The 14,121-nt window shown below is 38.6% G+C and carries 12 protein-coding genes; 5 read left to right on the top strand and 7 right to left on the bottom strand.

The window, feature by feature from the left end:
- Positions 1-444 precede the first annotated feature (444 nt).
- Complete coding sequence (locus JR334_06430) at positions 445-1,362, bottom strand: MBL fold metallo-hydrolase (GenBank protein QRN84629.1); 918 nt, start codon at positions 1,360-1,362, stop codon at positions 445-447.
- Positions 1,363-1,540: 178 nt separating this feature from the next.
- On the opposite strand from JR334_06430, the gene JR334_06425 reads away from it, so the two are divergent.
- A complete protein-coding gene (locus JR334_06425) occupies positions 1,541-2,335 on the top strand; it encodes a hypothetical protein (GenBank protein ID QRN84628.1) in 795 nt (264 codons plus the stop codon).
- Positions 2,336-2,462: 127 nt separating this feature from the next.
- Here JR334_06425 and JR334_06420 read toward each other — a convergent pair whose 3' ends face one another.
- Complete coding sequence (locus tag JR334_06420) at positions 2,463-3,197, bottom strand: hypothetical protein (GenBank protein ID QRN84627.1); 735 nt, start codon at positions 3,195-3,197, stop codon at positions 2,463-2,465.
- Positions 3,198-3,880: 683 nt separating this feature from the next.
- On the opposite strand from JR334_06420, the gene JR334_06415 reads away from it, so the two are divergent.
- Complete coding sequence (locus tag JR334_06415; protein QRN84626.1) at positions 3,881-6,994, top strand: DUF3427 domain-containing protein; 3,114 nt, start codon at positions 3,881-3,883, stop codon at positions 6,992-6,994.
- A gap of 13 nt (positions 6,995-7,007) precedes the next feature.
- The gene (locus tag JR334_06410) at positions 7,008-7,406 is read left to right on the top strand and encodes a (deoxy)nucleoside triphosphate pyrophosphohydrolase (GenBank protein QRN84625.1); all 399 of its coding nucleotides are present in this window, start codon (positions 7,008-7,010) and stop codon (positions 7,404-7,406) included.
- Positions 7,407-8,070: 664 nt separating this feature from the next.
- Here the strand turns inward: JR334_06410 and JR334_06405 are convergent.
- Together JR334_06405 and JR334_06400 are read right to left on the bottom strand one after the other, a co-directional pair.
- Positions 8,071-8,820, bottom strand: a complete 750-nt coding sequence (locus JR334_06405) for a GntR family transcriptional regulator (GenBank protein QRN84624.1) — start codon at positions 8,818-8,820, stop codon at positions 8,071-8,073.
- 170 nt (positions 8,821-8,990) lie between these two features.
- Positions 8,991-9,710 carry an HAD hydrolase-like protein gene (locus tag JR334_06400; protein QRN84623.1) on the bottom strand — a complete coding sequence of 240 codons (720 nt, stop codon included), beginning with the start codon at positions 9,708-9,710 and terminating at the stop codon, positions 8,991-8,993.
- A gap of 297 nt (positions 9,711-10,007) precedes the next feature.
- On the opposite strand from JR334_06400, the gene JR334_06395 reads away from it, so the two are divergent.
- Positions 10,008-12,098 (top strand): glucosaminidase domain-containing protein, encoded by a 2,091-nt coding sequence (locus JR334_06395; protein QRN84622.1) that lies wholly within the window; start codon positions 10,008-10,010, stop codon positions 12,096-12,098.
- A gap of 26 nt (positions 12,099-12,124) precedes the next feature.
- Complete coding sequence (locus JR334_06390; GenBank protein ID QRN84621.1) at positions 12,125-12,565, top strand: MOSC domain-containing protein; 441 nt, start codon at positions 12,125-12,127, stop codon at positions 12,563-12,565.
- 85 nt (positions 12,566-12,650) lie between these two features.
- Here JR334_06390 and JR334_06385 read toward each other — a convergent pair whose 3' ends face one another.
- The 3 genes from JR334_06385 to JR334_06375 form a co-directional block, all read right to left on the bottom strand.
- The gene (locus tag JR334_06385) at positions 12,651-13,376 is read right to left on the bottom strand and encodes a 1-acyl-sn-glycerol-3-phosphate acyltransferase (GenBank protein ID QRN84620.1); all 726 of its coding nucleotides are present in this window, start codon (positions 13,374-13,376) and stop codon (positions 12,651-12,653) included.
- Positions 13,377-13,486: 110 nt separating this feature from the next.
- Complete coding sequence (locus JR334_06380; protein QRN84619.1) at positions 13,487-13,804, bottom strand: hypothetical protein; 318 nt, start codon at positions 13,802-13,804, stop codon at positions 13,487-13,489.
- Positions 13,794-14,105, bottom strand: a complete 312-nt coding sequence (locus JR334_06375) for a DUF2089 family protein (protein QRN84618.1) — start codon at positions 14,103-14,105, stop codon at positions 13,794-13,796. The genes JR334_06380 and JR334_06375 overlap by 11 nt, the downstream gene beginning before the upstream one ends.
- Positions 14,106-14,121: the final 16 nt, after the last annotated feature.

Genomic DNA, 14,121 nt, shown 5'->3' with positions numbered 1-14,121 from the left:
AAAGTTATATAAAATATTGAGTAAAGTAAAATTAAGCTGTTGCGTAGTGGAGTAGTTACACCACCTTGCAACAGCTTAAATTGTTGGTTGAATGCATGTGCTAATTCAATATATGAAGTGAGGATGGTTCCACATCGAGATGGACGTTTGTTCCTAGCTTATAGATTTTCTGGCTTGCCCGATTGAATGAAATAGCTTCCAAAAGGTGCCCTGAATCTATGATTATGGATTTGATAGAGGAGAAGTATTGATAAGGGTACCTGTCTGATAAGATACAATAATAAAAAGTATATAGCTTGCCCGGATCGTATTTGTGTATCTTCAATTGGAACCAAAGGCGCATAATTATCGTCAGAAAAATATCTAGATTATGAAAGGTGGTAATATATTGAAGAAAGTTTTGAACTAAGGGGAATGATTTATCGTTTAAGCAGTAAGAATTGTCTATAGGGCTTGGATGTATTCCACACCATCTTCCGCGAAGGACGTGATGCGGCCTTGTTCCTGCAGATAATAAAGATGTGCTCTGATGGTGCTTCTGTTGAGAGCTTGGGTGATTTGATTCTCGTTAAGACCGAGTGAGGTAAATAGTTGTCCGTGAAGTTGATCAAGTGTCATACTACCACGGTCTTTGGTGGCACTGTGAATTTGTTCTAACGTGTTTAAAAGGTGTTCGCGGTTGGCTGTAATCAGCATCTGGATTTCATTGTAGCAACCACCATGTGAGATGACATATGCTTTTGCTTCTAGTTTTTCCAACATATAAAGAGTGTATAGATGGTCTCCTAGGTTGTAGATATACATTAGCTGATTATGAGCTAAGGTGGATTTATCCAAAAGAGCATCTCCTAGAAAGGCGATGTTATCTGGCGTGATGATGCCCATCATGTTGGGTGAATGCCCTTTCAGGCGTAAAAAAGAAAAGTATGTCTCATATTCTCGAAATAGTATTTTCATCAATTGGTATGGAATACCATCCTTACCTTCGTCTATTGTAATCTTCTTGTAAACAATGGAGGGCTCAGCGTATTTGGACTTCCGAATAAGGAGATTTTTGGATGTAAATCCATAGAGATAGATATCTTTTAGATGTGGATACTCTATAAAATCTGCTTCAATTCTGGGAGCTAGGATGGTGCTACGCCGCTCATGTTGCAGGTAGTGGTTGCCTCCACAATGGTCGACGTGTGCATGCGTGTTAAAGATATATTTGATATCTATAAGCTCTAAATCTTTAATTTCGTTTAAGAGGTAGTTCCGGTCGCAACCGGAATCGATAAGGAGTGCTTCATTGCCAAGGAGGTATGCTCCCAAGGTGAGGTGTCCTTCACTCATATAGGTGTTACCATAAAGATGTATCATAATCTATGCTCCAATCCGGCTTGAAACCTCTTGTTAAAATTCTATCTTATGCCAAGAATATCCTCTATTTGGTGAAGTGGTTAACTCTTTTGGGTTGAAAACTCCATGAGACTGTATTTTATGAATGACATGTACTATAATGTTAATATAAATTGAATGTGAATATAGAAAGGAAAAAATGATGATTAGAAGAAATGTGTGGTTAACAAGATTAAGCATTTTTGCAATAATTTTGCTGTTGGCGTTGGTGCCTGCTTGTTCTAGCAACGATACACCAGCAGAAGAACCAGCAGAGGAACCAATGGTTGAGGAGCCTGTTGCCGAGGAACCAGTTGCTGAACCTGAAGCTGATTTAATCAGTGATAATGAGTCTTTATCCAATTTATTTAGACGTTCTGAAGAATTAGATGAGTATTCTTATGATGTGAGTTTTTCTTCTGCAGGTGTGGAACAAGGAGCTATGTCTTTCTACATGAAGGGTGATAAAAATCGCATGGAAGGCGAAGCTGATGGGCAGGAAACTCTAATGATATCGGATGGGGAATTCATGTACATGGGTACTATTGGAGGACAGTTTATGAAGACTCCGATAGATAGCGAAGATGCTACTGGAGAGGCAGGTGGAGCTCCGAGTATGGATAGTTTTACGGAAGATGATTCTGCGGACAATATGAATTTTATTGGCTATGAAGAATATGAAGGCTTTAATTGCCCTGTAGCTGAGATGAAGGATCCTGAAGATGGAAGTATGACGACGTTTTGGTTGCATCCAGAATATGGTTTTCCTTTGAAAGTGGTAAGTGAGGGTGCTACGGAAGAGGAAAGCTTTACTATGTTGGTTACCAATTTCAGTACAGATAAAATCTCTGATGATATGTTTGAATTGCCGGCAGATGCTGACATAATGGATATGAGTTCTATGTTTGAAGATATGACTGAAGGCATGGAAGGTATGGAAGGCATGGATGAGTAGGGCGTTTATATTTGAATAGAAGAAAGATATGTTGACAGATATATTAGAAGAACAAACAGCGGATGCTTTAAAGCATCCGCTGTTTGTTCTATATAAAGAATGTTTTTGAAAATCAAAATAATCGATGTTAGGACTGAAATCCCATAATAACGTCGAAGGAGCTTTTTGTATTACCATCCAATACTCCACGTAGAAAGACCTCGGATTGTTCAACTTTTTGTTCCATAGTAAAGGTGTCTTCTTGTTTCATTTCGGCTTGGAAATAGAATTCTAAATGTTTTAATTGGTTTAGATTATCCCTAAAGTGAACTGGTAAACTGTCATAGGCAAATTCGCCATATCTACAATTGTTAACATGTCCCATACCATCGATGTGGCTAGCTCTAATGCATCTTTTCTGTATGCTGCCATAATCTCCCTTGGCCTTGAAACTTGGTTTGGCATCTAATAATAATATTTCTGTAGGATCTTGAAATGAAAAGGGCAATTCATGTTGGCGAAAGATAGTCCGGTTTTTGAGATCCAATAGTATGGAATAGCTACTTGCGTTAAGAAGAAGGTTACCTTCACGGTCATATAATTGATATTCTCGCCGAAAGTAAGGGCCTTTACGTTGTGCATACCAGGTTTTACCAACAAGATCAAAACCTCGAGGAATTTGTTCCTTTATATCTATGGTGATTGATCGGAGTACCCAACCCAAGCCATATTTCATAGTGCTTTCCATATTCATACCGATGGCTTCTAGGTGTCGGTCGACCAGCTGTGCCAATAGGTGTTGGTAGCCGTAAGGCTTAAGGATACCGTCTTGGTTAAAGTAGGAGAAATTTGTGGTAATGGGATATTTGTTTTCTTGTTCCATTTTTTGCTCGTTCCTTTCTGAGTATAATGAATGCTCTATGGTTTTGAAGTTATCCAAATTTAATACTAATCAATATCACAATATTATTCATTATATCTCTATGGAGGGCAAGTAGTAATACTGATTATCAAGAAGAGCCTAAACAATACTAAAAAGTTCAAATATAACCTTGAAATGACACTCATTTTAGCCAAATGAATATTATATGTTCTTGTAACGTTGTGATTACAGCTTTATAATAGACTTATATTATTGCCTTTGGTCGGGCGAAGGTAACCGTGTAATAGTAGTGACAATTGAATGAAGAGATTTAGGGAGGTTTCTTTTTGTGTAGTGGAGGGGCGAATGCTTCTTCCTTATATTGCACTGATGGAAGCTTTTTTTAATACCTATTGGAAGAAGTACATCAATAGTGTTTATTGGGTACTTGGCTGAATGACCCAACAAAAATGCTAGACATCAGCTCAAAACAGTAGGTATGTAATCAGATTTTGCAGAATGTTAGACTTAGGCATGAACGATCAATAAGTATATTGACGCATTATATCAAAGAAATTGCTTCTGATGAAGAAAGGTGGGATTTCATCGAAGAGTATTTCTTAGGTAGAGAACTGCTTCCTATGATGCAAGATAATTTGGCATGATGCATGTGAAGATAAAATAAATTCGAAAGAGATGCAATTATGGATTTGGTACCAGGCACTTATGAACAAATCGTTAACAGAATAGTTGAAGAAAAACTTGAGGGTATGTGTGAACAATATACTGTTTCTAAAACTAATTTGGAAGTAGAAGAATATGCTGATACCCTTGCTTTATACATGCAGAAAGTCATTGTAAAGAGTCTTAAAAAGATGAAGGGAAAAATGCATGCACAGACTCATCTGTGTAACCAAATGGTTGATGTGCTTTATGAACATATTGGCGATGCTGAGATTCTAGATGCTAAGGTTGATGAGAGTGTAGAGCTACTGCTTAGTATTTTCTCACAAGAAAATAGGGAGGTTCGGCCTGCTACCTCACTGAGTACATCATCGCTATTTACGGGATCCAAACATGAGCCAAGCATGATGCACGAACTGAAAAAAGAAATTGCAACTAGCGATAGAATCGATATGTTGATTTCTTTTATCCGCTGGAGTGGGCTAAGAAATATAATTGATGAACTTCGCCTTTTTACGAGTGACCCTACAAAGAAACTTAGGATCATTACTACTACTTACATGGGGGCAACCCAATATAAAGCCATCGAGGAGCTTAGTAAGCTTCCAAATACAGAAATCCGTATTTCGTATAACACAAAATCAACACGTTTGCATGCAAAATCATATATTTTTCATCGAAGAACAGGCTTTTCTACCGCTTATATTGGCTCTTCGAATTTATCGAATGCTGCGATATCTAGTGGGCTGGAATGGAATCTTAAGATATGTGAGTATAGTAGTGAAGATGTGATGAATCAGCTCTGTGCTACATTTGAAACATACTGGCATGACCGTGTGTTTAGCCCGTTCAACTATTTATCCCAGACAGACCAAAACATGCTGAAACGTGCGCTCAAGAAGGAACAAACGGGAGGTGCAGAGGGGTTAAATTTTGTACCTAATTTGTTCCCGTTTCCGTATCAACAGGAAATTTTAGATAAGTTGCAAACTGAACGACTTGTACATAATAGGTATCGTAATTTGGTAGTCGCAGCGACTGGTACGGGTAAAACTATGATTGCTGCTTTCGATTACAAACAGTTCCGAAAAGAGAACAAGAAAGCAAGATTGTTATTTATTGCACATCGAAAAGAAATACTCAAACAGAGCAGATCTTGCTTTCGGCAGGTGCTACGAGACTATAACTTTGGTGAGCTATTGGTAGGGGAATATGAGCCATTAGAAGATGAATATCTATTTGCATCCATTCAAAGCATTAATAGCAGAGGCTATTTAGAAAAACATTCTAAAGACTACTATGACTATATCGTAATCGATGAAACCCATCATGGCGCTGCGAACAGTTATCGGAGGGTATTAGAGTATTTTGAACCAAAAGTATTGCTTGGTCTTACAGCTACACCGGAACGGATGGATAATCAAGATATTCGACAATTTTTTGATGAACATTTTGCCGCTGAAATCCGTTTGGGGGAAGCGATTGACCAAAAGCTGCTTAGTCCATTTCAATATTTTGCCATTACCGATTCAGAAAGCTTAGAGAATCTTACGTGGAGAGCGGGCGGGTATATAAAAGATGAGTTGGTGGTGGTATATAGCAAAAACCGGCAAAGAGCTAATCTTGTTATTGATGCAGTGCATAAATATCTAACAGATGTAAATGAGACAAGGGCCATTGGCTTTTGCGTTAACAAGGACCATGCTGAATTTATGAGTTATGTATTTAATAAGGCCGGAATTAAATCTGCATATCTTACAGCAGATAGTGATAAAGAAACCCGTAATAATGTTAAATCGAAATTGGAGAAAAAGGAGATACAATTCATCTTTGTAGTAGACCTATACAATGAAGGTGTAGACATACCTTGCATAGATACTGTTGTATTTCTTCGACCTACGGAAAGTTTAACCGTATTTTTGCAGCAATTAGGTCGGGGGCTACGTCTAGATGAAGAAAAGGATTGTTTGACTGTTCTTGACTTCGTGGGACAGGCAAATAAGAATTATCGCTTGTATGAGCAAAAGATACGGGCTCTATGTGGCCCCAGCTCTAGAAGTGTTGAAAAGGAAATTCAATTGGAGTTTCCTTCTTTACCAGCTGGATGTTGTATTTATCTTGAAAAAGTGGCGAAAGAACATATCCTCGAAAGTATACGCAATAATTTGGCAGATCTACGGTGGCTGCGAGAGAGGATGAAAGAGTATATTGCGCATAAAAGAGCCTCCAGTGGCGAGATTAACCAACTGGATTTCATGTCTTATGCGGACATAAGTATGGAAAGCTTTTATAGCAATCCAAACCGTTCTTTCACTAAGTTGCTGCGAGAAAATGGTATTGGAGGGAATACTCTTTTACCTAGTGAAGAGAAGATTCTTAAGAGCATTCGGAGGCTGTTGCACATTAATTCAAAGGAATGGCTAACATTTTTACTATCTGTATTCAAGGAATCAAAGGGGCCTTACAATGAGTATGAACGCAAGATGCTATTGATGTTTCATTGGACTGTTTGGCAAAAGAAATTTTCTGAAATAGAAATTAGCAAAGTGGAAGAAAGTATTGAGCTCATAAAATCAAATAAAGACGTTGCAGCAGAGATTTGTAATGTGCTCCAAAACAATATTGAAAATTTGACTTTCATAGAAAAGAGGGTTGATCTTGGCTTCTCCTGCCCAATAAATGTGCATGCGAGATACAACCGCTCGGAAATTTTAACAGCGATAGGCTACAATAATGAAGAAAAAAATGCAAATATTCAAAACGGAGTACTAGAATATGCAGAGAAGAAGCTTATTTTACTTTTTGTAACACTTAATAAGATTGCAAAAGAATTTTCACCTACAACCATGTATGATGACTATGCCATTGACCCATATCATTTTCACTGGCAATCTCCCAATAGTGCATCAGAATTGACACCACAAGGTAAGCTACTAATAAACCATAAAGAGAAAGGTTATAAAGTGCTTCTATTTGTTCGCGAGTTTAAGACTGAGCACTCTGGAGTGGGGGCAGCATTCCATTATTTAGGCCCGGTGCAGTATATAAGTCATGACGGGGGCAAACCGATGAACATGCTATGGAGAATGGAATATCCGATTCCTTCCTTCATTGAGCGTAAAGCGGCGATATAGCGGAGACTAGGTTATGAAAAAGATTGAAGTAGTAGCAGGCATTATCCAAGGAAATGGAAGATTCTTATGTACCCAACGGGGAGCAGGTGGCCCCACAGCATATAAATGGGAATTTCCGGGAGGAAAGATCGAAAAAGGCGAAACTCCCCAAGAAGCCTTAATCCGAGAAATTCAAGAAGAACTAGATGTTAAGATTACCATTGAAAGTCATTTTTTAACGGTTTTTCACACCTATTCCGGCGAGGATGGTTTCGAGTTGACTATGCATAGTTTTCTTTGTCAACTTTGCGGAAATCGGCTTCAATTCAAGGAGCATATAGGAGGAAAATGGTTGCGTGCATCTGAATTAGATGAACTGGATTGGGCTGAGGCGGACTGGCCTATCGTGAGGGAAATTATGCATCTAGAATAATTATTGTGATGAATTAGATTGAGATATAGTGATTTATTCAATGTGTTACAAAACCAGGAGCAAATGAATGAAACTCATCCGCAAGAGAGGAATGCAGGCAGACCTTTCTTGCGGTATTTTTGTACTAATTTGTCCGATACCTGTCACATAATTGTAATATTTGTGTTGTATCATACTATCCATGGACAGGCGGTAGATGGGCAATCCAACAGGTCTGAATGAAAAAATACTCTCTGTTTTCTTATTATTTGGGAGTGCGCTTTAATGAAAATTAGATTGATTGTGAAACTACGGTATTTTTCGGGGGGGGAAGTAGGAACAGACGCAATCTAGTTTGATGTTGTTTAAGGTGGTGCCTCAAAAGGATAAAGATCTTTCAGACTTTGTTGTTGAAATATATTAAAGGCTGCAGTAAAGCGAATAATGATGTTCGCTTTACTGCAGCCTTTTACATTCTTTTAAATGGTATAACGTTGTAGAAAAAGGACCTTCGATAATTGTATTCGAGTATTTAGAAATAGGTACAGAATCATTTGGTGGATTTTACATATAAAAACCCAGATTATCTGGGTTATTTTTTTAGAAAAATGAAAGCTATTATAAGGATAAGTATACATAAAGCAATTATCGACATAGCACACACCCCATCTATTTGAACTAACTTCTATACATGACGAAAGATTTGATCAAAAGAAGTAACCATATTCAATTTTGTTACTTGTGGATTAAAGTAGATATGGCCATAACTAATAGGTTCATCTAAATAATTGTAGTAAGTTTCACGCCAACGAATGAGACAGTGATCCTCAGCGAGATTGAATCGTTTATTGATCTCAGGTTCTACATTGGTATCCATATTTACAACGGCGTGAGTTAAATCTTGGTCTGTGTAGTGTTGCCAAATACTTAATTCGCGAATTTCTTCCCCCGTCTTGGCTAGGAAATCTCCAGGTATCTCGGTGAAAATCTTTCTTGGTATCTTTAAGGAGACAATAATCGCAAGGGTATCGTTCGCATAGTAGTCTTGACGATAGTCAATTATGGCATCATCTTTTTCTAATTCCAACAAATCTGTTAGAAACGCATCAGGTTCTGCTATGCCAATATAGCGGTTATCCTGAGAAGCGCGAAATCCGGAATCTTCTAACATTGTAGTGAAATCTTGAGAAACATCCACTCGCATGTCGGTAGCAATGGCGCTTCGTAGGATATAATTCCCTTTTCCTTTCCGCTTCGTGATATAACCAAGGTCATGAAGCTCAGACAGTGCTTCCCGTACAGTAATGCGACTTACCCCCATACGTTCTGCTAGTTTACCTTCTGGCTCAAGCTTATTATGCTTTGCTGTTTGGAAATAGCGCAGCAATTCTTGAATAACTTGTTCTTTCAGTGTTTCTTTTTTAACTTTTCTCATATAATTCTCCTAGCGATATATATAAGCATAAGCTATAAGGACGGTCTGCGTCAATCAAAATTAGAATAAAAGAAAATTATAACTTGCCAAAATGCGTAAACCCGTACAACTAATATGAGTGAGTTTGATTTTACTCGTGGATTGCCTGAAATCGTGCTATTTATCAATTTTTATGAATCTTGATTTGCGCTTTGAACGAATTCTAAAAAATCTTCCGCTGAACCCATATGATCTGCCTCGATAGGTTCATTGTCATGTTTAATCAAGTAATCTACGACTAGATAGGTAGTCATGCCTATTTTTTTGGCAGCCATATCTTCTTTTGCATCGTTACCAACCATCATGCAGCTTTTTGGGTCTAGAGAAAGATGATTGACAATTTCTTCATAAAAGGCAGCATGCGGTTTGCAATGGCAATTCTTTTCCAATGAACTAATATAGCTGAAATCATTTGGGTTGAAGCCTGCCCAACGAATACGATCATGAACGGCATTTTCAGGGTAAAGTGGATTGGTCGCTACAATTATCTGATATCCATTTTCCAACAAAAGGGATACAGCTTTTTGCATAGCTTTACTAGTGCCAGTCGCTGCTTTGGCTTTTTGATAGCCTCCCTCATAAAATGGTAAGAATTTTTCTTCCGTTAGTTCGGGATTATCACCGGTCATTTGCCTGAACGTTTCCCAAAAAACCTCAGAGTTGGTTCGGTTTTCTGTATTGTCTATCAGGTCTCCGGTAGCTTCCCAAACAGATTTTGTAAGTAACTTAGGTTCTATATGTTCCGCAAAATGTTTACCCATTTCTTCAAAATAAATCTCTAGGAATTTTTCCATATCTACTGGAAGCAATGTTCCATCTAAGTCAAATAGTATTGTTTTTATTTGTTTCATTCTTTTCTCCTTATAGCATAATACTGTGCAAGCACTTGGCACATCTTGAATTATAGGGTATGGATGGATTTGGAGCAATCAAATAAGCGAAAAGAGCTAGTAGAGTAGCCGAAATTCCCTATAAATCTTCATTAGAAGTGAAAAAATACGAATAAAAATTGCTGTTCTACCTTGCCTGTTGGCTATGTTTTCTGATGACAAGCGCTTGGATTGCGATATAATAAGAGTAATAGGAAATGAGAGCATTGAACGGAAATGTTAGTTGAATTTTCGCTAGAAAAAATGCCAGGAGGAAACATGCAATACAAGTTTTGGGGACTACCATTTGTCCTACTGTTGCTATGTGTATTTATGCTCATGCCTGCCCCGGCTTTTGCCCAGGTCAGCCTGATTATTGATGGAGAAGAAATAACTTCAGAACCAGTTCTTTTGGTGGATGGAAGAACGATGGTGCCACTTCGAGTAGTTTCGGAAGAACTGGGTGCCAGCGTAAACTGGATTGGTGATTTAAAGAAAATTGAGCTTGTAAATGGTACAAAAACAGCAGATATGCGTATAGGTGACCATTTGGCTTCTTATGACCAAGAGCAAGGAGTATATGAGGTTATTGACGTAGCTCCACAGCTTATTGGAACGGGCATGGAAGCCAAAACATACGTGCCCCTTCGTCTGGTGAGCAATGCATTGGGAGTGGCCATCGATTGGGACGGAGACCAAAAACAGGTCCTTGTAGATTCCTCTTCTCCGGCAACTGTTGTACCGTATTTTCAATTTGGGTTTTCTGGGGTTGATTTTGGAGAAAAAATCGAAGGTAGACGCAGTCTTAGATTGGTTGATGCAGATGAGTACATCGGCAAGGCCACTCAAGTTCGCTTTCTATTACTCGACCCTGCAACCCACAAGGGTGTAGTTGTTGCAGCTGGGACTGATTTGGATGCAGCCTATTTATGGTTGCCGGATCCTTTGGTAACAGGTGAAAAATTGTTAGTAGCCGGTTTATATGATGCAGACGGTAATTATATTGCAGGAATGACAAAACAAGTTAATATGGCTCCCGTACCCTCTGTTGAGATTCAGGGCCTATCTCAAGGAAGTGTAATAACGGGTAGCACGGAGCTTTCGGTAAAGCTGAATTGTCTAGCAAGCTACGTAAAATATCAGTTTACCAATGAGACTACGGGTAAGAATTGGCTTACGGATAAAGTAGACCCCTATGGAACGTATACTTTCACTCCGGATACAGCAGACAATGGAGATACATTAGTTACGGCTATTGCGTATAACCAAGATGACGAGGGAGTCCTTAGTGAACCCGTATCTATACAAGTTAGTGCTACCCGTTATCTGACCTTGGCTGGTGTTTCGGCAAATCAAACAATCGAGGGCCCAGTGAAGCTAGTTGCAAAAAGAAACTTCTCTGTGTCGAAAACACAATATGTTATGCTTGATTTGGATACAGGCAAAGAGACTATTCTAAAAGAACTGGGCTACGGAAGCTATACGTGGAATGTATCACCTGGTATGAGTGGCAACGTTGAACTGTTTGTAAGAGTTTATGATGTCAATGAAAAACCCGTGGAAGGTAAACACATACCTGTGGTATTGGCTGGTAAGCCCAACGTTACATTGAGTGGTGTTGGACCAGATGCTGTTGTGAGTAGCGATGTAGAATTGAAACTTTCTTCTAACGTCGAATTGATAAATCCAACCTTTAGAATGACCAAAATAGGTTCAGATAGCACCTATGATTACGCAGTCAATTCAGAAGGTGTTTGGACATTGAATCCGGATAATTACCGCGATGGAAGCTGGTCAGTGTATGCATATGGAACGTATGAGGGCAAAACCATAAAAAGTGATGTTGTCAGTTTCAAGATTTATAACGGTACGACCTATAGCTCAAAACCGTTGGTTCCCAAATCAGAATTTTTAGGAGTAGTCACGGACTTAGCCATTGATTCTAGAAATAAAACAGGCATGTCAGCTTCACTCCAAGTTGCGCAGGCTATTTTGGAAACAGGCTGGGGGCAATATATTCCAGTTGATAAATATAATGGGAAATTCTCTTACAATCTATTTGGCATTAAGGGTAGTGCTGTAGGCGGATCAGTAGTTTCAAACACTTGGGAAGAATACAATGGTGTTTCTTTTAGAACGGACGCGAATTTTAGAGCGTATTACAATGTAGAACAATCGTGGGCAGACCATAAGAGAATCTTACTTGAACTATCTCGCTATCAAATCTATCGTGATGTGATGTATAATCCTGTATTGGGAGCCTATGCTGTTCGACGTGCTGGCTATGCTACAGATTCATTGTATCCGCAAAAACTGATCAATATTATTGAGCAATACGATCTGTGGTCTCTAGACGAGGTAGGCATATAGGCATGAAAACAGCAAGAAAAAGTAAAATGAAAAAGATAGGAATTGTGGTTTCTGTAAATAGTAGTCAGTATCGTGAGAAGATCAAAAGAAAAGTGGGAAGAGGCTACTTGGAACAAGGCTATGGATTGAGGGAAGATGGTCATGTCGGTGACTGGCATAGACAGGTTAGTCTACTATCATTGAGTAGTTTGGACCATCTTAGTGATGAAAACAGAAAACTTGCAGAAGAAGACTTTGTTGAGAACATAACCATCGAGGGTGAACAACTATCTGATTTACCTGAAGATACAGTAATTCGAGTAGGTGGAAGTTGGCTAAGAATTACACAGGTAGGTTTACCCATCACAAGAGATTATTCGGAACATACGCAAAGAGAACTGGTAATGCATAAGGATGGTGTTTTTGCTGTGGTTTTAGAATCCGGTTGGGTTCAAGATGGTGATCCGGTATATGTGAAGACGACATAAGAATTTGTTTTTTTGAAAGATGAACTGATGCTGTAAGAACCAATAATAAAACTAGACTGCCACATGTGGCAGTCTAGTTTTATTATTAGGCATTTTCAATTAATTTCTGCTCAATCATACTTTGAATTTTTTCCGGTAAATCACGCATTTGGTCTTTGCTCAGATCTTTCGTTGCGATTGGGTCCAAGATAGTAATTGTCACCGTTGCTGGTTTAATTTTAAATCCCTGTTGCTCCATTAATTTATAGGATCCATTAATTGCGACTGGTACGATGGGCACACCTGCTTTTTGAGCTAATTTAAGGCTACCTGCTTTAAACTCTCCCATCTTATTTCCCTTACTTCTAGTTCCTTCAGGAAACAACACGGTAGAGTATCCCTGTTTTAAATAGTTGGCAGATTGGTTGATAACACTCAGCGACTGGCGTATGTCTGCTCTATCCATAAATACACATTTCATCTGCTTCATCCAGTTGCTTACAATGGGAAACTTACTAAGTTCTATCTTGGCAACGAAGGCTTTCGGTGTTGGAATATATCCTAACAAAAGGGGAATATCAAAATTTCCTTGGTGATTGCTCACAAATACTACAGGCTGATTTGCAGGGATTTTCTTTTCTCCCTGGACCACGACCCTTGCTCCCGCTGCGCGAAGCAGCGCCCTAGCCCACCTTGTTGTTACTTTATTGGTAAGAAGGTCATGCTTCTCTATCTGGCCTTGTGCTTGATAACTTTTAACCCGAAGCAAATTGGGTAGCGTACCCAAGAGGAGTATCCCAAAATATAGGAACCATACTATTGTTCTGATCATGAAGTCGTTCTCCTTATATTGAATATTATGCAAAAGAATCTACGTTCTTCCCATAATACTATTTATCGAGCCTCTTCTCAAGACTTAGATACTCCCAAGAAATCTCCATTTCAATCCAAATCTTGGATATTCATTTTCTCCTTAGCGCTAAGTTTTTTTCTTACTGCATCTCTTCCTGCAACATAGATAGCAACATAAACTATTGTAGGTATGTTAAAGATAGTGAGTACCAAAGTGCTTTGTAATAGTACATTCTTTACGGCCATATAATAGTTCATATTCAGCAAGGCTACCAGGGAAATCAAAATGCTGATGCTAGGCAAAATTAGTCCTAGCCATTTGCTTTTGCTTCTGCTCAGTAAATATTGTAATGCTACACTACCTACTAATATGGCTAGTAAAAGAAATATCTTTTTGCTAATAAACATGACCATCACCACTCCTTTGCTTTTTGTATTCCGTTATTAAAATCTTGGCCGTTTGGAAATCGATCTTTTCATCTAGAGCTAGTTTTTTGATTAAACCGATATATGGTTCTGCTGCGTTCTGTTCATTGATTTTGATTTTTTGAATCAACTTATCCAGGCGTAGGCGTACTGTGGGATAGGTAACACCATACTCTCCGGCCATTTTTTTCAAAGATCCTGAAGACAATATAAACTTTTTTATAAAGCCCATATCTTCTTCATCTAAGTTTTGCATCCATTCCGGTACAATTTCGATAGACATAGCGCCTCCTTTAATA

The sequence above is a fragment of the Clostridia bacterium genome, from assembly GCA_016887505.1.
GTDB lineage: Bacteria > Bacillota > TC1 > TC1 > UBA5767 > UBA5767.
The sequence above is the reverse complement of the archived record's forward strand: the minus strand, read 5'-3'. Positions and strand labels throughout refer to the sequence as shown.